This window comes from Nitrosomonas sp. JL21, from assembly GCF_009833095.1.
GTDB lineage: Bacteria > Pseudomonadota > Gammaproteobacteria > Burkholderiales > Nitrosomonadaceae > Nitrosomonas.
The window spans coordinates 61173-84283 of record NZ_QRCB01000028.1 but is presented as its reverse complement, the minus strand read 5'-3'; the positions used below and the strand labels follow the sequence as shown (position 1 = coordinate 84283).

The following is a 23111-nucleotide window of genomic DNA, read 5'->3' as shown; positions in this document are numbered from 1 at the left end:
CGTTAGAGAGTGGAGATATGGCAAAGAGTTCTCACAGCCATTTTGAATTGAATACGACTTTCCGACTTACCAAGACTTCCATCCAGAATGATGAATATCACCCTCGTGTTCAGCCTTACTGACTTACCACTTTACTACTACTCTCCTTAACCAGTTGAGATATTAACTCAACATTGCCGCCAATAACAACCCACCTCCTACTTTCTTCACCATATTTCCGTATTCATGGGCTGCCTGATAGCTAGCTGGTGAAATCTCCTACTGCCGGTAGGAGTAATGATTGGGGTAGAAATTTTAGCGTTGCATGAAACACAGCAGGTTACAAAATGAAATCACCGGCATCGAGCGTAATCAAGCCCGTCAACCGGATTGTCATATCGGCAACTTGATTGCCGTCGATATCAAACAATATATTGGTTGTATTGGCTGGAGCATTTTTCAACCATCGCACTTCGGCACCGGTACCGGTAAATGCCGAATTTCCTCGAAAACTGAAGGCGGCGTTACCTGCTGCGGCGCCATTCGCATCAATCGCAGCCACATCGATATCATCCACGCCATGGACGAAATCCTTGATCACGTCGAATTGGCTGTTGCTCTGATTTATCGCAGTATAGACAAAGTCATCCGCGCCACTGCCGCCGATCAGAGTATCTCCTCCCATTCCACCGATTATTCTGTCTGCGCCGCCCATTCCGTTGAGCACGTCATTGCCGCCATTCCCGGTGAGTACATTGGCTGTCCAATTCCCTATAATGGTATCAACACCGCTACCTCCGCTCGCATTCTCAATCAAGGCGCCATTGGCAATCGTAAATCCTCCGCTGATGCCCTCCGTCATCGACAGGAAGCCCCCGCCGCCCACCGCATGCTGGAGTGTCGCGGGGCGTAAGTCGATGATGGAAGATTTCACCGATGTGTTGCGGATCGTATCCACTCCTCCCGTATCCCACAGACACGAAAAAAATGTCCCGGCCGCGTTCCCTGAAGGAAGCGTATATACATCATTACCACTCCGATAGCCGGTATTGGCACCATACAAAAACTGTAATGCAGCAATATCGAAAGCCATCGGTGTACCTTCATACCCATACTTCCAGATAACCGTTGGATCAAGCGGACCGGTTGGCGCCGTCTGCCAGCCGTCGTTGTAGCTCATCATCGTATAAACGCCCTGATTGAGATTGAAATCCCCATAATCTCCAAACGGATCAATCACACCTTGAAAGTTAGGCCGACCGCCGCCTCCGGCATCATGCGGATGTTTTAGTCCTACGGCATGACCAAGCTCATGAATAAACGTAGTAAAATCATAACCACCCTGGCGAAGACTGGAATAATCACTTGAAGAATACACATCAAAATTGATGATCGCGGCTCCTTGCTGGTTTACCGCAGGCCCGACATCCTCGCCGGGAGGAATGGAATTGCCCAGCGCCCCGCCTACTGCAGCATTATTGGCTGCCCCAACGATGATGTCGGCATCGGCCTGATTCACTGCGGTCATGAATGTGATATTACAAACATTCGAGATCAATTGCATGGCCTGCTGGAATGCGGCAATTTCATTCGGAGCAGTATGCGCCGTAACAGCAGTGCCCCCGAAATCGAATATTTCATTACCACCCTTGCCGGCGATATATACCTTTAAACGCGTCCCGGCAGCAGGATCATTCCAATGATTACCCCAGAGCAGGCCATTGACATAAGAATTGCCAGAAAATGGACTGGCCACCGGATTGGAAAATGGCATACATCGAGTTCCTTTTATTGTTATTACTGATTGTTTATTGCTCAGCTATCAATTCATTGTAGCTCACAAGCTACGCAACAAGTGTTCACTAACCCACAGAACCTTCAAAAATCATGCTTTGATCATGAAACTGTCTCTTAACTGATTACTTTAAGCGTTTGCGAATGTTAACGAGAAATAACAAGATCACCGTAAGAAATTGCATCAATAAGTCCAGGGCTGATTTATTGCCTTACCATGACAAATATGCTATACGTGCTTGTGGCAAGAAATTAAACGGTAACAGTTATTGTTATGGTTAAACCGTACAAAGGAGACTTTTATGATTCAAGGAAAACAATTAACAGTAGCAATTGCGGTATGTGCAGCTTTTCTTTCAGGCAATGCGCTTGCATTTGATAAGGATTTTCATCCCAATCACAAAATTATCGATAGAGAAAGTATTGGACCGAATTTCAAATCTGATTTGATTATCGATAAAGAGAAGGCTGCCAAGGAAAAAACGGCTGAAGAAGGCATGAGATTGCCATCGGGAGTGAACCCTCAAAATCCTTCTGGATCAAATCCAAATAGCAGAATCGGATCTGATCGCAAATGAAATTGTAGAGATGTCGATGTGAATCGAACATAGCATTTTCGCAATCAAAGGCCAGATACTTTATCTGGCTTTTTTGTTTTGGATTTACCAGGAACAACTTCTAGTAAACTTATGAAAGATAATACCGCAACGAAACATTCGGAAGCGAATACGCAATCAGTCAACCCCAATGTGGGTTGGCATTTTGATCACAGTTACGAACGCTTACCCGATTACTTCTATGCACGCCTGACTCCGGTACCCGTTCAAGCACCTCAGGTGGTGGTACTCAATCATGCGCTGGCTGCATCGCTCGGATTGAACCTTCGTGTGCTGTCTGAGCAGGAAACCGCAGCGTTATTCTCAGGGAATGTCTTGCCTGATCCTGCGCATCCAATTGCCCAAGCCTATGCGGGGCATCAGTTCGGACATTTCACGATGCTCGGCGACGGGCGTGCGATATTGTTGGGCGAACACTTGACTCCAACTGGAAAGCGGTTTGATATTCAATTCAAGGGCTCTGGTCAAACACCCTTTTCCCGGCGTGGAGACGGTCGTGCTGCGCTTGCCCCAATGTTGCGCGAATATATCGTCAGTGAAGCCATGCACGCATTAAATATCCCCACCACCCGAAGCCTTGCGGTAGTCAAGACAGGGGAATGGGTGATGCGAGAAAAACCATTGCCCGGTGCCATTCTTACACGTGTAGCGGCAAGCCATATTCGTGTCGGCACTTTTCAATATGCAGCAGGACAAGGAAACGACACAGCCATCAAAATATTGGCCGATTATGTCATTCAACGACACTATTCTGATCTGAAGGATGCTGAGAATCCGTACTTGTCCCTCTTGAATCACGTCATTGAACGACAAGCCTCGTTGGTCGCGCAATGGATGCTGGTTGGTTTCATTCACGGTGTGATGAATACCGATAATATGAGTATCAGTGGCGAGACCATCGATTATGGTCCTTGCGCATTCATCGACAGCTACGACCCCACTACTGTGTTCAGCTCGATTGATCAGCACGGTCGCTATCGCTATAGCAATCAACCGCTGATGGCGCAATGGAATCTTGCGCGTTTTGCGGAAACTTTGCTGCCATTGCTCGATTCCTCGCAGGATAAAGCAGTAGCATTAGCGGAAGAAGCCATTCATGCATTCCCACAACACTACCAGAACCAATGGATATCAGGTATGCGGAGAAAATTAGGATTATTGAATGAAGAAGCTGGAGATGCAGAGCTCATCGCCACTCTATTGAATTGGATGACCCAGCAAAAAACTGATTATACGAATCTTTTTCGTGCATTAAGTGCTGATGGGCCAGCGGAGGAAATTGCACCTCATAATGCAGAATTCTTGACCTGGCATGCTAAATGGAAATCAAGATTATTACGCCAGCCCGGCTCAATGGATAACGTCCATCACATCATGCAGCAAAGCAACCCTGCGATCATACCCCGTAATCATCGGGTTGAAGAGGCCTTATCAGCAGCTTCGGACCACGGCGATCTTTCTCCAATGAAACGGTTGCTGGCAGCAGTAGCCGATCCATTTGCCGATCTACCCGAATTTAATGATCTACGCACTCCCCCTGCGCCTTCAGAGCGCATCTATCAAACATTTTGCGGAACCTAGGAACTAATATTGGGATGGAGAATATCGATGGCCATTACGCTGAATCACACGATTGTGCCCTGCATCAATAAAATTGACTCTGCTAAATTCTATAGCCGGATATTTGGATTCGAATATATCGGTGCATTTTCGCATTTCATCGTAGTGCGTGTGAATGATACGTTGAGCCTGGATTTTGACGACCGCGAAACCTTTCAATCCTTACATTATGCGTTTAAAGTCTCTGAGCATGAGTTTGATGAAATTTTTTCACGTATTCAAGCCGAAAAAATCACCTATGGCAGCGGTCCTGCTCATGATGATGATGGTTCGATCAATCACAATTATGGCGGCCGTGGCGTTTATTTTCGCGATCCGAATGGCCATTTACTGGAAATGCTGACGGAAGATTACGTCATTCCTGAACAATGAAGCTATTAGAGATATGCATTATTTACTCTCTTCTTGTGACACCTCTTTCTGTTTCTTCCACTTGTCGTAACATTCAAGACCGCAATAATACACAATATAATCGGTAGCTTTCACACTGGTAGCTTCAGATATCGGTATTTCTTTCAAACACACTTCGCACGCTACTTTTTCCGGCTCAATTATTTTCTTTTGATCAATCATTTCAGACTCTCCCAAACACTATAACAGCACCATTCACTTCAAAAACTGATCAGAACTCACCTCTTAACGAGGAGGAGGTGGCGGCGGATTCCCAGATGGCGGTGGCGGTGGCGTAAAATTTGCCGGAGGGTTCGAAATTCTCGGACTCACAGGTCTATTGACAGGCTGATCACTGGTAATTTTACCCGACACCGGAACCCGATGGCCTTTTGCATACATGCATTGTATGTAGCTGATATCATAGCGTTGCTGATTCACATAACCGGATGAGGAAGCAGTGCCTGAACCGACGACACTGCCGGCTAAAAGACCTGTTCCGGCGCCAATGGCGGCACCTGATCCTCCTGCAATGGCAGCGCCGGCAGCCGCGCCAAGTCCGGTTCCGATCGCAGCACTTTCGAGACCACTTGCTTGAGAAGCTTGTCGGGAAGTGACTCCGCCTATTTGCTGATAAGCATAAGCTTTACATTCATAGTCATCAGCCCGAAACTGATCAAAGCTTTTACCCGCGCCAGGCAAGGTCATCACACTAGGTCCGGTCGGGATATGAACACAAGCTCCTACCAGTCCAGTCATTAATAAAAACGATAGCGCTCTTGGTGTATACATTTTTTAATGGCCTCTTTGTACTTATTGTCCTGGTGGTTGAGGAGAAACCGGCAACCACCCACCTGGGCAATCTTTGACATAAGGATAATAACCATCCGGATTCCGGCAATAATACCAATAGTTGGTTGGCTGGGGCGTTCGCTGAGTTTCTTGTTGAATGTAAACAGGAGGCGTCGAAGGAACAATCACAGTCGGTGGGTAGGAGTACATGGGAGGATAATAATAGGGGTAACCATAACCCCCAAACCCATACCGGTTAAATCCATAACCTCCATAACCTCCATAACCATACCCGCCATAAAACCCGGGACCGTAATAACCCAAACCGAGACTGAAGCGACTGTGGCCATGCGCTTCTAGTCCTCCACTCCCTAGCACCAGACATAACGCAGTAATTGCAAAAATCCATTGACTACTTTTCATCGTCGCTCCACCCAAATGATAGATATATCGTTTAGACTAAGACACTCTCATACAATTCCATATCCACGGCATATTGATGAAACCACTCATCGACGAAGACATTCAGAAAACGATGGTGAGGAGCAAGTTAAATCAAATCCCAACATAGCATGATCAAATACAGAAGTTTTTCAGTGCTTCCCTGAAATTCAAATTGATTTATTCAGTTGCAACCTCGATACTTCAATTCCATGAACGATACTACAAATCCACCCAAAACCGCATCTGAACCCAAAAAAACAAAACCCCGCCCGAAGCGTAAACACCTCTCTCGATCACGCAGTCATCCTGATGAAAGTACATTGAAAACAAGAATCAGGAAAAAGCGATCCCTTGGATTTCAGCATAAACTACTGTTGAGCAGTATTGAAATCTTCAGCTTGGGAATCACAGCGGTTTGCGTCATCATCATGCTGGTGGGCTATTTTGCAGAGCGGTTTTCAGGCACCACCTTTCTTGCTCATGTATTGCCATTTGCGAGTGGCATTTTGCTACTAATCACAATTATCAGTTTATTACTGATCGGCTGGTGGAAATTGAGAAAATGGTCGCAACCCCATGCAGAGCTTTTGGCACCGACCCTATCGATAATCGTCGTTTTATCGACACTCTGGCTCATCAATCACGATCAATTCACACAGGCATATGGGCATTTTCGTACGTTGGTCGGCGGCAAGGCAGAAGCAGGTCGTATTACCGTCGCTCACCAAGTGTATGCTGCCTATCGACGACATGATTCAACCCAATTGCAGACAATGATCAATCGCTCATCGGAATTTCGATCCGCTATAAATGATGCGGCGCAGGCATTTAAAATCGATGTACATTTATTACTCGGTATCGCAGCCACCGAGTCCTCTTTTATACCCAGAAGCAGTCACGACGGAGGTCGTGGGTTGTTTCAGATTACTCGCATCCCCGAAATTGTTTTATCGCAGGCCCGCAAATATCTTGGCAATGAAAAAATTTCGCTCGAAAACCATCGACATAACGCCTTTGTGGCAGCAGCAACGTTTAAACATTATCTGGCAGAAATGAAAAATGATCTTTTTCTGGGATTGCTCGCTTATAACATCGGCCCCGCCAATGGAGGACTGCGCTTCATCATGCAGCAATATGACGCTACCGATTTCGCAACCATTCAGCCTTACCTGCAAACATTGCCTCGCGATTACCCAATCCGCGTACTTTCTTATGCACTGGCTTTTCGACTCTGGCACAAGGAAGGAAAATTATTAGCTTATGAAGAAGGGAACAACGCAGCACGTATCCAACGGATAGGAATACCGGGATTATTCACAGGATTTTAATTCCAATATAATCAATTAATTATAACTCACATAGTATGTCATGAATGGGACATCATCTGACTCGAAAGTTGAAGAATGTAGCCAAATAACAACATCCAATGTGAGAAGCACGATTTTATGACCTGCGCTATCAAATTACCGCTCATTCCGATGAATTGACAGATAAACTACCCGTTTTTACTACCAAGCCCAACTCGAGGCAAAACATATCCGATTCCTTACCTGATAACATCCTACTTTTCCGATAAAAATGTAGGATATTTTCCATTTGAAATGAGTATGTTTGACCCATGACAATTGTTGAACCAGAGCCTATAGTTAAAATTTTAAGTAAGTGTTATTTATCACTGTATAAAACGCTCTCAAAGGATATTTTATGAGCTTAATAAAAAAACAATTTTTTTGCCTAACAGCAGAGCTGAATCAAATTTTCACGATGTTTGAATGCCATACGGAGAATTAATGATTCTCGGGTTAATTTCAATTTCAGGAGCTTTAATGATGTTCAATGATTTTCTTTTAGGACAAAGGAACCGGTGCTTAAATTTTTTTATGTCTACGGTTTTAACATTTTTCCTATTCACTACTCATTTTTCTGCTGCAATCGCCTCAGATGCGCATTTAAAAGGCGTATTTGGACCTCTTCATAATTGGCCTATCATTCCTATCGCGATGATGCTCATGCCGGATGGACGCGTTTTTGCTTATGGAACAACTCCTGCAGGGGTGCAAAACGGCCTCATGCATTACGCCATTTGGAGCCCAACAGCAGGTACCGGTTCTAACGCTTTTCAGACATTACCGAACATAACTCAGACAGATATCTTCTGTGCTGCGCAAGCGCATATTCCCGATACGGGAGAGGCTCTGCTTGTTGGAGGGGATGCACGAGTCAACACCCTGCGAAACTATGCCAACAGCGATGTCAATATTTTTGATCCAGCCACGGATTCTTTGATACGTCAAAGCCAACAAATGGCATACAAACGCTGGTATGCAACCCTGGTGACACTACCCACCGGCGATCATGCAGTACTTGGAGGTCGGAATGATCGGCTCTTTGCAGGCTCCCCAACCATTCCGGCTACTGTTGCCACCTATTCGCCTACCCCTGAGGTACGTTCTAAAAACGGACAATGGCGAACGCTCAGCACTGCAACCAGTGATATTGCCTATGGGAAACTCGGTGGAGAGTCATGGAACTATCCACGAGCATGGGTAAAACCTCAAGGAGAAATATTCGTTTTGACAGGCTCGGGGTTCATGTTCAAGTTGAATACCGCTGGAACAGGCACACTTACGAAATACACAGCATCGATTCCTGCAGGGCAAGCATTCTTGCCCACCATCATGTTTTCTCCAGGACGCGTGCTCTCTGTTCGTAAGAACCGCTTATCCTTTGTGGTGGATATCAATGGAGCAGGTCAGCCGGTTGCAACTGCATCCGGAAATCTGGCTTATGATCGTCAATACGGCAATCTTACTGTATTACCCGATGGTCGGGTATGGGCCAACGGAGGTTCATCCACTGGCAACGATCTAGGGGGGATGGTGCTCGAATCTGAACTCTGGAATCCCGCTACTAATACCTGGATGCCTGCAGCAATTGCAGCGACAGCAAGGCTTTACCATTCAACGTCACTCTTACTAATGGATGGAACAGTCGTTACCGGAGGGGGGGGGGCTCCCGGCCCGTTAAAACAACTCAACGGTGAAATTTATTATCCTCCTTACTTGTTCAAAACCGATGGCAGTGGAGAGTTCGCTCCTCGGATGGAAATTACCGATGCGCCAACTTCATCAATTGGTTGGAACCAGAATTTTTCCGTCGAAGCTACAGGCAACATCACCCGCGTCACCTTAGTCCGCGCAGGTGCCGTTACTCATACATTGAACAATGAAGCACGCTTCTTCGATTTGTCAGTCCCCCAAGCTGGTAACACGGTAACGGTTCGTACTCCTTTGAATGCGAATATCGCACCGCCGGGATTTTATATGCTCTTTGTTTGGGATGCAGCAGGAGTGCCTTCCATTGCTCGAATGATACAGATTGGTTAAGGAAACATAAATAATTGCCTTCTTGTGTGGACTACACAACACCCAGACAAGAAGGTATTCTTCCATTCAGACACTGCAAAAATTCAAAAAAGCTCAGGTTTACTTTTTCAACTACATTATCGTAAAGAAAATTCGAAATTGAGATTGACCTAATCAGCTTAAGTCCATGAATTGGATAAAAAACATATTAAAGATGAACAGATCATTAGCTAAAATTCAAGATTGAAGCTGCTATTTTGGTGCAGCATCATTTTCACGACATTCAGATGGCTGTTAATTTAGCATATTCAAGTAATAACCATTTCGTTCCTACTTGATCAAAATTGACTTGGACACGCGCATCGCTGCCGCTACCTTCACAATGGGTAATCACCCCCGCCCCAAATTTGGCATGTACTACGTTTTGCCCTATTCTCCAACCATGACTGGAAAATTTCGGCGAATCCCATGAAGGAGTTGACTGATTGGCTCGCGCATCATGAGAACTGAAATTCATCCGCGGCAAAGATTGCAACCATTTCACACAGCTGGCAGGTATTTCATCGAGAAACCGCGATGCGACGTGATAGCGGAGCTGACCATGCAACATTCGACTTTGTGCAAAACTTAAATATAACCGGCGGCGAGCACGAGTCATCGCTACATACATCAACCGCCTTTCCTCGGCGATGCCATTGATTTCATTAAGACTGTTCTCATGAGGAAACAGCCCTTCTTCTAATCCGCTCAAGAATACACTGTGGAACTCCAGTCCCTTGGCCGAATGAACGGTCATTAGCTGTAATGCGTCTTGGCCGCTCCCTGCCTGATGCTCGCCCGCTTCCAACGACGCATGCGCCAGGAACTCCGCCAGACTATCCATCTCGGCTTCGTGTACGAAACTAGTGGCTGCATTGATCAATTCGTTCAAATTTTCCAATCGTTCAGCACTTTCGCGTTCCTTGGAATAATGTGCCAATAACTCACTATGTTCCAGTATGTATTCGACGATCTGCGGCAATGGCAATGCATCACAATTCTGCCGCATCAGCAGGATCAAATGAACAAACTTGGCAATTCCCTTAGCGGATTCAAACGAAGCGCGTAGTACAGCTTCTTCGCCGCCACATTTTTTCACTGCCGCCTCCCACAAGCTGATACCGTGCGTTTTAGCATCATCCAGCAACTGTTCGAGACTACGCGCACCAATGCCGCGAGCTGGAAAATTGATCACGCGCAATAACGCACTATCATCATTCGGGTTAGCGATCAGACGCAGATAAGCCAACGCATGCTTGATTTCCTGGCGATCGAAGAAACGCATTCCGCCATATACCCGGTAAGGTATTGCGGCATTGAACAAGCTATGTTCGAGCACCCGCGATTGCGCATTCGAACGATAGAGTAACGCCATGTCGGATAAGGCCACACCTTCTGCATGCAGAGACTTGACTTCATCAACAATGAACGCAGCTTCATCGAAATCGTTCGGGGCATTATAGATCCGCAAAGGCTCGCCCTTTCCCTCGGCAGTCCAGAGGTTCTTACCCAATCGGTCGCTGTTATTCTCGATCAGGGCATTGGCCGCATCGAGAATATTGCCATGCGAGCGATAATTCTGTTCCAGCCTGATAATGTTGCTAATACCAAAATCACGCTCAAAATCTCTCATGTTACCGCTATAGGCACCACGGAAGGCATAAATGCTTTGATCATCATCCCCGACCACACACACCGCCGCAGCATGACCAGTGCCTGCGCCGGCTAATAATTTTAACCATGCATATTGCAAGGTGTTGGTATCTTGGAATTCGTCCACTAGAATATACCGGAAGCGTTCCTGATAATGATGACAGAGGGTCTCGTTTCGGCTCAGCAATTCATAACTCCGCAGCAATAACTCAGCAAAATCTACAGCGCCTTCTTTCTGACATTGCTGCTCATACAGTTGATAAAACTCGAGCATGCGGCGTGAAAACGCATCGTCGACAGTCACATAGGCAGCACGTAACCCTGCTTCCTTGGCATCATTGATGAACCATTGCACTTGGCGAGGTGAAAATCTTTTTTCATCTATCGACAACTCTTTCAGAATACGCTTGATCATTGCTAACTGGTCAGCAGAATCAAGAATCTGGAACGTCGCTGGCAACCCAGCCTCTTGATGATGCGCGCGCAACATGCGGTGACACAAACCATGAAATGTTCCGATCCACATGCCCCGAGGGTTGATCGGCAGCATGGCAGAAATTCGCGTCAACATCTCCTTTGCGGCCTTATTGGTAAAAGTAACCGCCAGGATGCTGTGCGGGCTTGCCAAGCCTGATTGAATCAGATAAGCGATCCGGGTGGTGAGTACGCGCGTTTTACCACTGCCGGCACCGGCCAGTATCAATATTGATTGGTGCGGTACCGTGATCGCTTCCAGCTGAGGTTGATTGAGACCAGAAAGCAGTGAAGTCATATCATCACCGGGAAACGAAGGGGTTAACCATGACGAAATACCGTCAAGGGTAAAAACTTATTGTTGATTAATTCAGAATCCGATACATCCGTAGGTACCGACTATCGCGATTCATGAATTAACCGAGCTTTGGAAGCTGTTATGACTTACTTTTGGCAACAATATCAAGAATCAACGGTGTCAGAATGAGTTCAATCGCCATCCCCATTTTTCCGCCTGGAACGACAATAGAATTCGGGCGAGACATGAAAGAATCATGAATCATATTCAACAGAAAAGGAAAGTCCGCCATTTCAGGATTTCTAAAACGGATGACCACGAAGCTTTCATCCAGTGTCGGGATTTCGCGCGCAATAAACGGATTGGACGTATCGACCGTCGGTACGCGCTGAAAATTGATATGCGTGCGAGAAAACTGCGGCGTAATGTAATGAACATAATCATGCATGCGCCGCAAAATGGTATGAGTCACGGCCTCGGCAGAATACCCTCGTGCATTCGTATCGCGGAATATTTTCTGAATCCATTCCAGATTCACGATTGGCACCACGCCAACCAGCAAATCGACATACCGTGCGAGATCTGCGGTGTCACTTTTTGCTCCGCCATGCAGGCCTTCATAAAATAACAAATCAGAGCCAGATGGAATCGGCGACCATGGTGTGAATGTCCCGGCTTTTTGTTGCCAGGGCTTCGCTTCTTCATCATTATGCAAGTACAGACGCGTTTGACCGCCGCCACTCTCGCCATATTCTTTGAACAGAGCTTCCAGCTTCTCGAATTCATTCGCTTCCGGGCCGAAATGACTGATCGGGCGGCCTCCATCTTTTTCGGATTCTGCTACCGCTTGTTTCATGGATTCACGATCATAGCGATGGAAGCTATCACCTTCCACAATGGCGGCTTTCAGCTTCTTCCGGCGAAAAATATGCTCAAAGCTGGATTTTACCGTTGAAGTGCCTGCGCCTGAAGATCCGGTAACGGCGATAACCGGGTGTTTTTGCGACATTCTTATTTTCTCCTAATGATTAATAATAGTTATTGAATTTTGAACCCATATGATACCTGCTTTCTACTCATCTTTGGCAGAGGTAATTGGCCCTTTCTCATCCAGATTCACTCAACCTCATTAACCACCTTATCAAATGGGAAATAACTCAGTATCATATGGGCAAAACGTTATCATTGAAATCTCATCGTGGATTAGCCTCTAGTTATCAATCTTCAGGAAACTCTGCAAAAGACAAGAGCGCCGACTCAAAGAAGGCGAAATCGAGTAAAAAATGCAATCAGCATGGAATGAAAGAGCATTTTGAAAAGGATTTCAACGCAGAATGATCGAGTGCAGTCATTTTTTAGAGTCCCATAAAAAAACTGCCCGGTGATTTCTCAGTACTAACTGCGATTCGACTTTAAAAAATATAGGAGAAAAACTGTGCATCCGATTGTACCGATTATTATGACCATAGGCGCGATTCTATTTTTTGTTGGAATAGCTGTTCAAGCCAGGCTGGGCGTGCAACGAATCGATATCGTCAAATTACGTGGCAAGGAATACAAATTGTGGAAATTCGTGGCGGCAATGGTGGGCTCTGGCGTGGCGCTGATCATGATATCTGTATTGATTCCCAGATATATTTCTTATCAACCCGAACCCGATTCCCAAGCGCATCAAGCGATACTGTCCAGTAATCAGAAATATGAATTGGAGTCGACCCTTTCCCGCTTGAATCTTAATAACGAAGCCATGAAGACTGCCATCAACCGGTTTCAAGTAGAGTATCAGGAAGCAGCTCAGCGCGGTGATAATAATACGATGGATTTACTGATCCTAGAATTTGCTTACAGAATCAGAAACGAGCTGCAGACCAGAAATTATCCAGAAAATCAAATTGAACGTGAGGCGGAAAGAATGACCAGTATCCTGAAACAGACCATCAATCAGAAAGAATAGCAATATCAGGGAAGCTCTGAAAAACTCCTGAGAGTTGGGTAAAATCATCTTCTCCCATTAATCATTGAGGATTTACCATGAAAAAAACCCTTCAAGCACTGCTTGTTCTGTTCCTAATGGCGCTGATAATTCCGAGTACCGCAATGGCTAGCCAGTATCCTGACAAAGTCGTCGAAAAACTGGGTAATGGTCTTGCCAACGCCGTGACCGGCGTCGGAGAATTACCAAAAACAATCATGATCATTAGTAGAAGAGATGGTGCTGTGCAGGGTATGACCATCGGCTTTCTGACGGGTATCGTTAATACCATCGGCCGTTCCCTGAGTGGCGCGTTCGATATCGCAACTTTTTTCATTCCGACGACCCCGTTTGTCAAACCTGCGTTCATCTGGGATGACTTCAACCGTGAAACAACATTTGTTGAAGCGCACATGCGGTAGTTATCCGATGATTCTAAGGCATTGATTTATAGAACCCATTCATTCAGTTTTCAAGCTTAGGATATACTTCAATGATATAAAGCAGACCGCCAAACGGCGTTCTGCTTTTTATTGAGCCCCTCTCTCATCACGATCACAACGCCTCAGATGGGAAGAAATTCCGTAGTAGATTTTCCAATTACGCCAGTATTCTTCTTATTGGCAGGCTTTGCATCGTTAAAATCCGCAGATTTCAAGCACAGCTTTATAGCTTGCACGAAAGCAACATTCCTCCACTCACGCTGCCGTGTGATTTGGAATTTCCGGTATCGTTTTATCACTTTAGGACAATGATTATTAAGAATAAAAAAATATTTGAATAAAATAACCGAAAATACCGGGAAAATTCATCGTATCTCTCAAAATGAATGTCGCGACGGTATGCTACCTTCTCTCCCATCATCTGCCATCAATGCTTAATCATTACATTCCTGGGAGTCAGTACGATGCTCGTTATTGTCGGTTACATTATCATTATCGTTTCAGTTTTTGGTGGTTTTGCATTAGCCGGGGGGCATATCGCTTCATTATGGCAGCCTGTTGAGCTTATCATGATTGGAGGCGCCGCAATCGGCGCATTCATCGTGGGTAATTCAAGCAAAGCGCTTAAAGCGACTCTGAAAGCCCTGCCGACAGTTTTCAAAGCTTCCAAATATACCAAGGCACTGTACATGAACGTCATGACACTGCTTTATGAGGTGTTGGGAAAAATTCGCAAGGAAGGGCTGATGTCCATTGAAGCCGATGTAGATGATCCTACGAATAGCGCCATTTTTTCCAAGTATCCGGATATCTTGGCCGATCACCATATTACAGAATTCATTACCGACTATTTGCGATTAATGGTGGGCGGCAATCTCAATTCGCTGGAAATTGAAAGCCTCATGGATAGCGAACTGGAAACCCATCATCAAGAAGGCGAAGTGCCTATCCATGTGGTCGCGAAATTGGGCGATGGATTGCCTGCTTTCGGTATTGTGGCTGCAGTCATGGGGGTGGTGCATACCATGGAGTCTGTTCACTTGCCTCCCGCCGAACTCGGTATTCTGATTGCAGCAGCCTTGGTCGGTACTTTCCTGGGAATTTTGCTGGCGTATGGATTTGTCGGGCCGCTTGCCGGCAAACTGGAACATAATCTGCACGAATCCAGCAAATTGTATGAATGCATCAAAATCACCCTGCTGGCCAATTTGAACGGTTATTCACCCGTTCTTGCTGTCGAATTTGGTCGCAAAGTACTGTTTTCCACTGAAAGACCTTCATTCATGGAATTGGAGGAACACGTCAAGCAAAGTAAATCAAAATAATCAATTAAAACAACCGTTCAATTTAATGTGTGAGGTTAGTCATGGCTGATGATCTTTCTCAGCGCCCTATAGTCATCAAGCGGATCAAGAAAGTGGCCGGCGGCCACCATGGCGGCGCATGGAAAATCGCCTACGCCGATTTCGTGACCGCCATGATGGCTTTCTTCCTGCTCATGTGGCTGCTCGGATCGACAACCAAGGCGCAATTGAAGGGAATCTCCGACTATTTCAAAACCCCATTGAAAGTAGCCATGTCCGGCGGCTCGGGGAGCGGAGACGCTACCAGCATTATCAAAGGTGGTGGTACCGATATTACCCGCCAGGACGGTCAGGAAAAAAAGGCCATCGAGGAATATAAAATCGATGATAAAACCAGGGAAATCTTGAGAGAACGCGCTGAACGAATGAAATTGGAAGGACTGAAGAAGAGGATCGAGCAAGCCATTGAAGCGAATCCCGCCCTAAAAAAATTTGAAAACCAATTGTTATTGGATATCACGACCGAAGGATTGAGAATCCAAATCGTCGATGAACAGAATCGACCAATGTTCGCCTTGGGCAAAGCCGAACTGCAGCCTTATACCAAAACCATCTTGCGTGAGATCGGTAAAATGCTCAATGACGTAAGCAATAAAATAAGCCTTTCAGGACATACCGATGCCAAGCCGTTTCCTGCGGGAGATAAAGGATTCAGCAACTGGGAACTCTCCGCCGACCGTGCCAATGCCTCGCGCCGTGAACTCGTTGCAGGCGGCATGGATACAGAGAAAGTTCTTAAAGTGGTCGGTTTATCCTCGGCCGTATTATTCGACAAAATCGATCCGCTGAATCCGGTCAACCGCCGAATCAGTATCGTCGTTCTGAACGAAAAAGCCGAAAAAGCAGTGACCATGGACAACCCATCCGTCGATATCGATGTGCAGGATGAGCCTGATAAAGAGTTATTGCAAACACCCTAAAATATTTTCCCTTGAATGATCGTCCTGAGTGATTGAGATGCTGCGATTCAAAAATTCATCGTTGATGGCATTGTCGATTCAAATCGCTTCAACGCTCGTCGTGCTCGCGTTCATGATCTTCCAGTCATTTTTGACATTCAGCTTATTCGAATGGGCAACTCTGCAAGGCCTTCTGGCAAGCCTAGTTAGTTTTTTGGCGCGCATGCCTTTGTGGTGGATACCCATACACTTGCTGTTCTTACCCCTTTCCATTGCAACGCTCGCACTCGATATTTCACCGCTCTGGTTTTTAGTCCTTTTTATGGGTATGTGGTTAGTGTATGGAAAAACGTATAAAACGCAGGTACCGCTTTATCTTTCCAGTAAGCATGTGCCGGACGCACTTGAATCATTACTTCCTCAGAACAAGAATTTTTCCTTCATCGATGTGGGAAGCGGTTGTGGCGGCTTGTTGAAAAATTTAGCAGGAATACACAAGAACGGCCGTTTCTACGGCATCGAAGCGGCTCCGATCCCATTCCTGATCAGCAGACTGCGCAATATGTTGTCGGTTTCAGGTTGTCAGATCGTGTGGGGAGATTTCTGGCAACACGATTTCTCGCAATATGATGTGGTCTACGCGTATTTATCGCCGGTACCGATGGAATCATTATGGCAAAAAGCGCGTCGGGAAATGCGTCCGGGCAGTTTGCTCATCAGCAATACGTTCACTATTCCAGGAATTGAGCCTTATAAGAGCATTCCCCTGAATGATTTCTCGAACTCTACGCTGTATTTATGGAAGATTTGACATGAAACGGATTACTGCCGCCGCCATGCGGTTCCTTGAGGGCCATCTTCCAGAATAATTCCTTGCTCGAGAAAATTCTTGCGAATCACATCAGCATCGGCATAGCGACCTTCTTTGCGGGCAGAGATTCGTTGCTGAATCAACCGCTCGATTTCATCATTGGTCCACATCGTCGATTCACTGACGACGGCTTGGCTTTGCAAATAACTCAGCGGATCCTGCTGAAGTAAACCCAGTAACCCTCCGAGTGCTCTTAATAAGTTTGCATTTTCCATTGAGCCTGACTTATTCACATCGCTGGCAAGCTCAAACAGCACGGCAATGGCTTCAGGTGTATTGAAGTCATCGTTCATGGCGGTCTGGAATTTTTGCGCATGGACATTATTCCAGTTGATAGGCGCATTGCCATTTAACGCATTGGCGTCTTTAAGCGCAATATACAAACGATCGAGCGCGAGCTTGGTATCCTTGAGATGCTGATCCGAATAATTTAACGGACTGCGATAATGGGCCCGCAAAATAAAAAAACGTACCACCTCTGCTTGATAATGCTTGAGAATTTCGCGAACGGTAAAGAAATTGCCGAGTGACTTTGACATCTTCTCATTATCGACGCGCACAAACCCATTATGCATCCAATAATTGACAAATGGATGGTCGTGCGCGCCCTCACTTTGCGCGATTTCATTTTCGTGATGAGGAAACTGCAAATCTTGTCCACCGCCATGAATATCAAAATGAATACCGAGTAATTGCTCGCTCATGGCTGAGCATTCGATGTGCCAGCCCGGACGCCCTTTCCCCCACGGCGAATCCCACGCTGGCTCCCCTGGCTTAGCCGCTTTCCAGAGCACGAAATCAAGTGGATCCTTTTTATTGACATCGATGTCAACCCGCTCGCCGGCGCGCAAATCTTCGAGCGATTTGCCAGAAAGTTTTCCGTAGCTGGGAAAATCCCGGACAGAGTAATACACATCGCCATTTCTGGCCGGATAGGCCAGTTTCTTTTCAACCAACGTGCTGATCATACTGATCATATCAATGACATACGCAGTCGCGCGGGGTTCATGGGTAGGCTGTATCACACCCAATGCCGCAGAATCCTGATTCATCGCATCAATAAAGCGATTCGTCAAGTCCTCGATGGACTGATTATTCTCTTGCGCACGCTTGATGATTTTGTCATCGATATCGGTAATATTGCGCACATAGCGCACTGCATAACCCTGTGCTTTAAACCACCGAACAACCGTATCAAAAACTACCAGAACTCTCGCATGCCCTAAATGACAATAATCATAAACCGTCATGCCACAGACATATATTTTCACTTCTCCGGGTACTAATGGAGCAAAATCTTGTTTTTCTCGAACAATTGAGTTATAAATTTTAAGCATAACCAAGGATATGATCAGATAACATTGTAGAACTACTTAACTTCTTGATAGAATCCGGAAGTTTCCAGAGATTAGGGTTAGATTTACAGCGCATAGTGTGGAGGGAGTATACCATACCGCCGCTATGAAACCCTTCTGCCTTTATCACGTTACATCACCAACAGGGCTCAATAATCACATGCAATTTTGCCGATTTTTAACTTTTTTAATGTTATTTTTGTTCGCTTTGAATGCAGCCGCAACAAGCATCAAAGTCGAAATGAAAACAAATATGGGAAATATGGTTCTGGAGCTTTATCCTGATAAAGCCCCCAAGACTGTTGAAAATTTTATGCGCTATGTAGAAGATAGATTTTATAACAATACGATTTTTCATCGCGTCATCCCTAACTTCATGATTCAGGGCGGTGGTTTCGACACGGCATTGAAACAGAAACCCACCCGTTCGCCCATCCAGAATGAAGCTGCGAATGGTCTAAAAAATGAAATGGGTTCCCTTGCGATGGCGCGAACATCCGATCCCCATTCCGCAACAGCACAGTTCTTCATTAATGTTGCCAATAACGAGTTCCTGAACCATAAAGCGCCTACTCAAAGCGGTTATGGTTATACCGTATTTGGCAAAGTCATCAGTGGAATCGATGTCGTTCAGAAAATTGCTTCTCTACCCACAGGGTCGGCGGGTCCTTTCGCAACTGATGTCCCCAAAAGCACGGTAATTATTGAAACGATGACCAAGCTGGCGGATCATCCATAAGCTTCTAAAAATTCTAAATCATCAAAGGACAGATATGGTTAGATTACAAACCAATTATGGTGTCATCACACTTGAGCTCGATAGTGGCAAAGCACCAGAAACCGTTAATAACTTCCTCAATTACGTGAGCAGCGGATTTTACGATAACACGCTATTTCATCGCGTCATTGATGACTTCATGATTCAAGGGGGCGGGTTCGAGCCGGGAATGAAACAGAAAAAAACCCAAGTGCCGATCCAGAATGAAGCAGCCAACGGATTGAAGAATGACGCCTATACCATCGCAATGGCCCGTACTGCCGATGTACATTCGGCAACAGCTCAATTCTTCATTAATGTAACCAACAATGGATTCTTGAATTACAAATCCTCGACGCCTCAGGGCTACGGTTACTGTGTTTTCGGAAAAGTCATCGAAGGTCAGGATATCGTTGACAAAATCAAGAAGGTAAAAACCGGAGATCACGCCGGACATCAAAATGTTCCAATTGAAGACGTGATTATCGAGAAGGCGGAGGTGGTTTAACCAGTTTCTCGTTGTTCACACGACTTCTTACAGTCCGCGGGCCAAATCGTCCTGCAGATCCTGTACCGCCTCCAACCCAACCGCGATTCGCAGCAATCCATCGGATATCCCGGCAGCATCACGAGCCTCCTGACTGATGCGCGCATGGGTTGTGGTAGCTGGGTGCGTCAATGTGCTTTTTGCATCGCCCAGATTTGCAGTGATCGAGATCAGCCGCGTCGAATCAATGACATGCCAGGCCGCATCCTTGCCTCCCTTCACTTCGAACGTCACAATCCCTCCGCCAGATCGCTGTTGGCGCTTCGCCAAGTCATGCTGAGGGTGTGACATCAAGCCGGGATAGAACACGCGCGTGACATTGGACTGCGATTCGAGCCACTGAGCCATTTGCAAAGCGTTCCGCGCATGGGTTTCCATACGAACGGTGAGCGTTTCCAACCCTTTCAGAATCACCCAGGCATTGAATGCGCTCAATGTGGGTCCGGCAGTGCGCAAGAAACCATAAATACCGCCATCCATCAATAAATCCCGTTGACCCAGCACGGCACCGCCCAGCACTCTACCCTGACCGTCCAGATATTTGGTTGCGGAATGAATCACGATATCCGCGCCAAGCTCGAGCGGTTTCTGCAAAATGGGAGTACAAAAGCAATTATCAACCACCAGCCAGCTATTGGCTTTTTTGGCTATCCGTGCCAATTCGGCGATATCTGAAATTTCCGTCAGCGGATTGGACGGAGTCTCCAAGAAGAACAGCTTGGTATTCGGCCGAACAGCATTCTCCCATGCACTCGCATCCGTTGCTGATACAAAGGTAGTCTCGATATTGAATTTCTTCAATATATTGTTGAACAGATTTACTGTTGCACCAAAAAGGCTGCGTGACGCCACGATATGATCACCCGCCGATAACAAACCCATCACACACGCCAAGATTGCCGACATGCCCGAAGACGTGGCAATACAAGTCTCGGCGTTTTCCAGTACCGCCAAACGTTCTTCAAAGGCAGTTACTGTAGGGTTTGTAAAGCGCGAATAAATATTTCCGGCCTCATTCCCGGCAAAACGCGCAGCAGCCTGAGCAGCGCTATCGAAAACAAAACTGGATGTCAAATACATCGCTTCAGAGTGCTCATTGAATTGACTGCGATGAATTCCGGTATGAAGCGCGAGTGTTTCTGGTCGCAATTGATCGGACATGGCTATAGAACCTCTGGAAGTATGAATAGAGAAATCGCTCTGATTGAGAAAGATATTGATTTACAGGCGTTATTTCCGCCATTCTGGAACAAGCGCGTGCTCATAGATGGTAAAGCTCAGACCACCAGACTTAAATCGAGTTGAGTGTTGGATCGAGCGCGCGACAACGGAGAATTAGTGGTTCGTTGTTGCTCGATCGTACGCAAATATTCAGAAGTGACATCTCCGGTAATGTACACGCCATCAAAGCAGGAGGTTTCAAATTTTTTGACACTCGGCGATAACTTGGAAACTGCCAGCTTGAGAGCCTCCAAGTCCTGGAAAATAAGATCATCAGCGCCAATTTCGCGGCAAATCTCTTCATTGTCGCGGTCAGTGGCAATCAGTTCTTGGCGGGTGGGCATATCAATGCCATACACATTAGGATACCGAACGGGCGGAGCTGCCGACGCAAAAAAGATTTTATTGGCTCCCGCTTCGCGGGCCATCTGAACAATTTCACGGCTCGTCGTACCGCGTACGATTGAGTCATCGACAAGCATCACATTCTTGCCACGAAATTCGATACTCATGGCATTCAATTTTTGCCGCACCGATTTACGGCGCTGTTGCTGACCCGGCATGATGAACGTTCGACCCACGTAGCGATTCTTGACGAATCCTTCGCGGAAATTCACACCCAGCTGATTGGCAAGCTGCAAGGCACTCGGACGGCTTGAGTCCGGTATCGGGATAACCACATCAATATCAAGATGATGCATCGACGCCTTGATTTTCTCTGCCAGAGATTCGCCCATGTTCAATCGTGTCTCATAGACTGAAATGCCATCAATGACCGAGTCAGGACGCGCCAAGTAGACATACTCAAAAATGCACGGATTCAAGGAATGACTGGGGGCGCACTGCTTATTGTATAAGTTTCCGGCCTCATCAATAAAAATCGCTTCCCCAGGCTTAACATCACGGATCAGCTTGAAGCCCAGCGTATCCAAAGCAACACTTTCTGACGCCACTAAGTATTCATTGCCCAGCTCATTCTCAATGACGCCAAAGACCAGAGGTCGTATGCCATGTGGATCACGAAAAGCCAGCAGGCCATAACCGGCAATCATCGCAACCGCGGCATAGGCACCTTTACACCGTTTGTGAACTCCGGACACTGCAGCAAAAATCGCATCAGGATCCAGTTGATAATTTTGTGTACTCGCCTGCAATTCATGCGCCAGCACATTCAATAACACTTCCGAGTCAGAGTTGGTATTGACATGCCTCAAATCCGCTTTAAACAACTCCTCGCTCAATTGTGAAGCGTTCGTTAAATTACCATTGTGACCCAGGACGATGCCAAAAGGAGAATTCACATAAAAAGGCTGTGCTTCGGCGGGCGAGCTCGCAGATCCTGCAGTGGGATAACGGACGTGACCTATGCCCATGTTTCCGGTAAGCGCCCGCATATCTCGGGTGCGAAATACATCGCGCACCAGGCCACAACCCTTGTGCATATGGAACGTATTACCTTGCGCCGTTACAATACCACTCGCATCCTGTCCACGGTGCTGCAACATTAAGAGCCCATCGTAGAGTAATTGATTGGCCGGTGATTGTGCGACAATGCCGAGAATTCCACACATAGAAAAACTCCGTAAATTTTGCTCTTTTTAGTTAAGCGATATCACTATCAGACAAGACAATTTTAAGGCTACTCCCCGCTTTTGGGAATCAGGGATAAGAAGCGCCTTCTTTTCTTTCATAACTAATCCGTTTTGATAAATCGTCAGGTAGCCAAGGCAACACCTGTATCGCGATCGCCTCCAGCGGGCGGCTCAATGCAGCCTGGCGCCAAAAAATCTGATTAGGAATCGTAGTCAATCCGGCAATCAAGACGATCAGCGTAACAATGATCAATGCTCTCAAAAAACCAAAGACCGAACCCAGCAATCGATCGATAAATCCCAATCCAATTCCTTTTATCAATGTCGTCAGCAGCATCGTGAGGAGTGCCGTCATCAATAACACCGAAAGAAATGCCAGGACGAAAGCGATCGATACTCTCAACGTCTCTCCTGATATTTCAGCGGGAATGAAGGGTTCGAAATTTGCTGCATAAGCTCCCGCGATGATGAATGCTACGACCCAGCCCGCTATGGATAGGGTCTCTCGAACCAACCCTCTAAGGATGCTCAAGGCAATGGAAACTAGAAAAATTCCACAAACGATGTAATCAAAAACAGTCATTGATAGATGGCTATGGCCTTTTTCTCAGTGAAAAAATTACTC

At 46.3% G+C, this 23111-nt stretch carries 23 protein-coding genes; 13 read left to right on the top strand and 10 right to left on the bottom strand.

Translation table 11 applies throughout. The features are described 5' to 3' along the window. Window positions 1–319: 319 nt before the first annotated feature. Window positions 320–1753, bottom strand: a complete 1434-nt coding sequence (locus ABF87_RS15300) for a M10 family metallopeptidase (RefSeq protein ID WP_160828981.1) — start codon at window positions 1751–1753, stop codon at window positions 320–322. A 322-nt stretch (window positions 1754–2075) separates the two neighbouring features. On the opposite strand from ABF87_RS15300, the gene ABF87_RS09995 reads away from it, so the two are divergent. The 3 genes from ABF87_RS09995 (at window position 2076) to ABF87_RS09985 (ending at window position 4382) form a co-directional block, all read left to right on the top strand. Further along, window positions 2076–2351, top strand: coding sequence for a hypothetical protein (locus tag ABF87_RS09995; RefSeq protein WP_160828980.1), 276 nt, complete (start codon window positions 2076–2078; stop codon window positions 2349–2351). A gap of 111 nt (window positions 2352–2462) precedes the next feature. Beyond that, a complete protein-coding gene (locus tag ABF87_RS09990) occupies window positions 2463–3971 on the top strand; it encodes a protein adenylyltransferase SelO (RefSeq protein ID WP_160828979.1) in 1509 nt (502 codons plus the stop codon). 27 nt (window positions 3972–3998) lie between these two features. Then, window positions 3999–4382, top strand: coding sequence for a VOC family protein (locus ABF87_RS09985; protein WP_160828978.1), 384 nt, complete (start codon window positions 3999–4001; stop codon window positions 4380–4382). Window positions 4383–4400: 18 nt separating this feature from the next. On the opposite strand, the gene ABF87_RS09980 is transcribed toward ABF87_RS09985, so the two are convergent. The 3 genes from ABF87_RS09980 to ABF87_RS09970 all read right to left on the bottom strand — a co-directional run bounded on the left by ABF87_RS09980 (window position 4401) and on the right by ABF87_RS09970 (window position 5615). After that, a complete protein-coding gene (locus tag ABF87_RS09980) occupies window positions 4401–4583 on the bottom strand; it encodes a DUF3330 domain-containing protein (protein ID WP_160828977.1) in 183 nt (60 codons plus the stop codon). A 63-nt stretch (window positions 4584–4646) separates the two neighbouring features. Continuing rightward, window positions 4647–5192 (bottom strand): glycine zipper family protein, encoded by a 546-nt coding sequence (locus ABF87_RS09975; RefSeq protein WP_160828976.1) that lies wholly within the window; start codon window positions 5190–5192, stop codon window positions 4647–4649. A 21-nt stretch (window positions 5193–5213) separates the two neighbouring features. Further along, the gene (locus ABF87_RS09970; protein WP_160828975.1) at window positions 5214–5615 is read right to left on the bottom strand and encodes a hypothetical protein; all 402 of its coding nucleotides are present in this window, start codon (window positions 5613–5615) and stop codon (window positions 5214–5216) included. 395 nt (window positions 5616–6010) lie between these two features. On the opposite strand from ABF87_RS09970, the gene ABF87_RS09965 reads away from it, so the two are divergent. Next, window positions 6011–6964 carry a transglycosylase SLT domain-containing protein gene (locus tag ABF87_RS09965; RefSeq protein ID WP_240143623.1) on the top strand — a complete coding sequence of 318 codons (954 nt, stop codon included), beginning with the start codon at window positions 6011–6013 and terminating at the stop codon, window positions 6962–6964. A gap of 552 nt (window positions 6965–7516) precedes the next feature. Next, entirely contained in the window at window positions 7517–9022 is a 1506-nt protein-coding gene (locus tag ABF87_RS09960) for a galactose oxidase early set domain-containing protein (RefSeq protein WP_240143622.1), read from the top strand. Window positions 9023–9284: 262 nt separating this feature from the next. Here ABF87_RS09960 and uvrD read toward each other — a convergent pair whose 3' ends face one another. Continuing rightward, a complete protein-coding gene (gene uvrD, locus ABF87_RS09955) occupies window positions 9285–11465 on the bottom strand; it encodes a DNA helicase II (RefSeq protein ID WP_160828973.1) in 2181 nt (726 codons plus the stop codon). A gap of 139 nt (window positions 11466–11604) precedes the next feature. Then, a complete protein-coding gene (locus ABF87_RS09950; RefSeq protein ID WP_160828972.1) occupies window positions 11605–12474 on the bottom strand; it encodes a phosphoribulokinase in 870 nt (289 codons plus the stop codon). 86 nt (window positions 12475–12560) lie between these two features. Between ABF87_RS09950 and ABF87_RS09945 the strand changes: the two genes are divergently transcribed. The 6 genes from ABF87_RS09945 (at window position 12561) to ABF87_RS09920 (ending at window position 16954) form a co-directional block, all read left to right on the top strand. After that, window positions 12561–12803: a hypothetical protein gene (locus ABF87_RS09945; protein WP_160828971.1), complete on the top strand. Its 243-nt coding sequence runs from the start codon at window positions 12561–12563 to the stop codon at window positions 12801–12803. 97 nt (window positions 12804–12900) lie between these two features. Then, on the top strand, window positions 12901–13419 hold the full coding sequence (locus ABF87_RS09940) for a hypothetical protein (RefSeq protein WP_160828970.1): 519 nt from the start codon (window positions 12901–12903) through the stop codon (window positions 13417–13419). A gap of 77 nt (window positions 13420–13496) precedes the next feature. Then, window positions 13497–13859, top strand: a complete 363-nt coding sequence (locus ABF87_RS09935) for an exosortase system-associated protein, TIGR04073 family (RefSeq protein ID WP_160828969.1) — start codon at window positions 13497–13499, stop codon at window positions 13857–13859. A gap of 485 nt (window positions 13860–14344) precedes the next feature. Further along, a complete protein-coding gene (gene motA / locus ABF87_RS09930; RefSeq protein WP_160828968.1) occupies window positions 14345–15205 on the top strand; it encodes a flagellar motor stator protein MotA in 861 nt (286 codons plus the stop codon). Window positions 15206–15246: 41 nt separating this feature from the next. Next, window positions 15247–16164 carry a flagellar motor protein MotB gene (gene motB / locus ABF87_RS09925; RefSeq protein ID WP_160828967.1) on the top strand — a complete coding sequence of 306 codons (918 nt, stop codon included), beginning with the start codon at window positions 15247–15249 and terminating at the stop codon, window positions 16162–16164. A gap of 37 nt (window positions 16165–16201) precedes the next feature. Next, window positions 16202–16954 carry a class I SAM-dependent methyltransferase gene (locus tag ABF87_RS09920; RefSeq protein WP_160828966.1) on the top strand — a complete coding sequence of 251 codons (753 nt, stop codon included), beginning with the start codon at window positions 16202–16204 and terminating at the stop codon, window positions 16952–16954. 11 nt (window positions 16955–16965) lie between these two features. Here ABF87_RS09920 and cysS read toward each other — a convergent pair whose 3' ends face one another. Next, the gene (gene cysS / locus ABF87_RS09915) at window positions 16966–18351 is read right to left on the bottom strand and encodes a cysteine--tRNA ligase (RefSeq protein ID WP_160828965.1); all 1386 of its coding nucleotides are present in this window, start codon (window positions 18349–18351) and stop codon (window positions 16966–16968) included. Between the two features lie 259 nt (window positions 18352–18610). Between cysS and ABF87_RS09910 the strand changes: the two genes are divergently transcribed. Then, a complete protein-coding gene (locus ABF87_RS09910; RefSeq protein WP_345789900.1) occupies window positions 18611–19108 on the top strand; it encodes a peptidylprolyl isomerase in 498 nt (165 codons plus the stop codon). Window positions 19109–19142: 34 nt separating this feature from the next. Next, window positions 19143–19634 carry a peptidylprolyl isomerase gene (locus ABF87_RS09905; protein ID WP_160828963.1) on the top strand — a complete coding sequence of 164 codons (492 nt, stop codon included), beginning with the start codon at window positions 19143–19145 and terminating at the stop codon, window positions 19632–19634. 27 nt (window positions 19635–19661) lie between these two features. On the opposite strand, the gene ABF87_RS09900 is transcribed toward ABF87_RS09905, so the two are convergent. The 3 genes from ABF87_RS09900 to ABF87_RS09890 all read right to left on the bottom strand — a co-directional run bounded on the left by ABF87_RS09900 (window position 19662) and on the right by ABF87_RS09890 (window position 23069). Continuing rightward, a complete protein-coding gene (locus ABF87_RS09900; RefSeq protein ID WP_160828962.1) occupies window positions 19662–20834 on the bottom strand; it encodes an O-succinylhomoserine sulfhydrylase in 1173 nt (390 codons plus the stop codon). 116 nt (window positions 20835–20950) lie between these two features. After that, window positions 20951–22465 carry an amidophosphoribosyltransferase gene (gene purF / locus ABF87_RS09895; RefSeq protein ID WP_160828961.1) on the bottom strand — a complete coding sequence of 505 codons (1515 nt, stop codon included), beginning with the start codon at window positions 22463–22465 and terminating at the stop codon, window positions 20951–20953. Between the two features lie 88 nt (window positions 22466–22553). After that, window positions 22554–23069 (bottom strand): CvpA family protein, encoded by a 516-nt coding sequence (locus tag ABF87_RS09890; protein WP_160828960.1) that lies wholly within the window; start codon window positions 23067–23069, stop codon window positions 22554–22556. Window positions 23070–23111: the final 42 nt, after the last annotated feature.

Coding starts and splice junctions, on each gene's coding strand:
- ABF87_RS15300 (WP_160828981.1), bottom strand. CDS start 1,753: ATGCCATTTTCCAATCCGGTGGCCAGTCCATTTTCTGGCAATTCTTAT.
- ABF87_RS09995 (WP_160828980.1), top strand. CDS start 2,076: ATGATTCAAGGAAAACAATTAACAGTAGCAATTGCGGTATGTGCAGCT.
- ABF87_RS09990 (WP_160828979.1), top strand. CDS start 2,463: ATGAAAGATAATACCGCAACGAAACATTCGGAAGCGAATACGCAATCA.
- ABF87_RS09985 (WP_160828978.1), top strand. CDS start 3,999: ATGGCCATTACGCTGAATCACACGATTGTGCCCTGCATCAATAAAATT.
- ABF87_RS09980 (WP_160828977.1), bottom strand. CDS start 4,583: ATGATTGATCAAAAGAAAATAATTGAGCCGGAAAAAGTAGCGTGCGAA.
- ABF87_RS09975 (WP_160828976.1), bottom strand. CDS start 5,192: ATGTATACACCAAGAGCGCTATCGTTTTTATTAATGACTGGACTGGTA.
- ABF87_RS09970 (WP_160828975.1), bottom strand. CDS start 5,615: ATGAAAAGTAGTCAATGGATTTTTGCAATTACTGCGTTATGTCTGGTG.
- ABF87_RS09960 (WP_240143622.1), top strand. CDS start 7,517: ATGTCTACGGTTTTAACATTTTTCCTATTCACTACTCATTTTTCTGCT.
- uvrD (WP_160828973.1), bottom strand. CDS start 11,465: ATGACTTCACTGCTTTCTGGTCTCAATCAACCTCAGCTGGAAGCGATC.
- ABF87_RS09950 (WP_160828972.1), bottom strand. CDS start 12,474: ATGTCGCAAAAACACCCGGTTATCGCCGTTACCGGATCTTCAGGCGCA.
- ABF87_RS09935 (WP_160828969.1), top strand. CDS start 13,497: ATGAAAAAAACCCTTCAAGCACTGCTTGTTCTGTTCCTAATGGCGCTG.
- motA (WP_160828968.1), top strand. CDS start 14,345: ATGCTCGTTATTGTCGGTTACATTATCATTATCGTTTCAGTTTTTGGT.
- motB (WP_160828967.1), top strand. CDS start 15,247: ATGGCTGATGATCTTTCTCAGCGCCCTATAGTCATCAAGCGGATCAAG.
- ABF87_RS09920 (WP_160828966.1), top strand. CDS start 16,202: ATGCTGCGATTCAAAAATTCATCGTTGATGGCATTGTCGATTCAAATC.
- cysS (WP_160828965.1), bottom strand. CDS start 18,351: ATGCTTAAAATTTATAACTCAATTGTTCGAGAAAAACAAGATTTTGCT.
- ABF87_RS09910 (WP_345789900.1), top strand. CDS start 18,611: ATGAAAACAAATATGGGAAATATGGTTCTGGAGCTTTATCCTGATAAA.
- ABF87_RS09905 (WP_160828963.1), top strand. CDS start 19,143: ATGGTTAGATTACAAACCAATTATGGTGTCATCACACTTGAGCTCGAT.
- ABF87_RS09900 (WP_160828962.1), bottom strand. CDS start 20,834: ATGTCCGATCAATTGCGACCAGAAACACTCGCGCTTCATACCGGAATT.
- purF (WP_160828961.1), bottom strand. CDS start 22,465: ATGTGTGGAATTCTCGGCATTGTCGCACAATCACCGGCCAATCAATTA.
- ABF87_RS09890 (WP_160828960.1), bottom strand. CDS start 23,069: ATGACTGTTTTTGATTACATCGTTTGTGGAATTTTTCTAGTTTCCATT.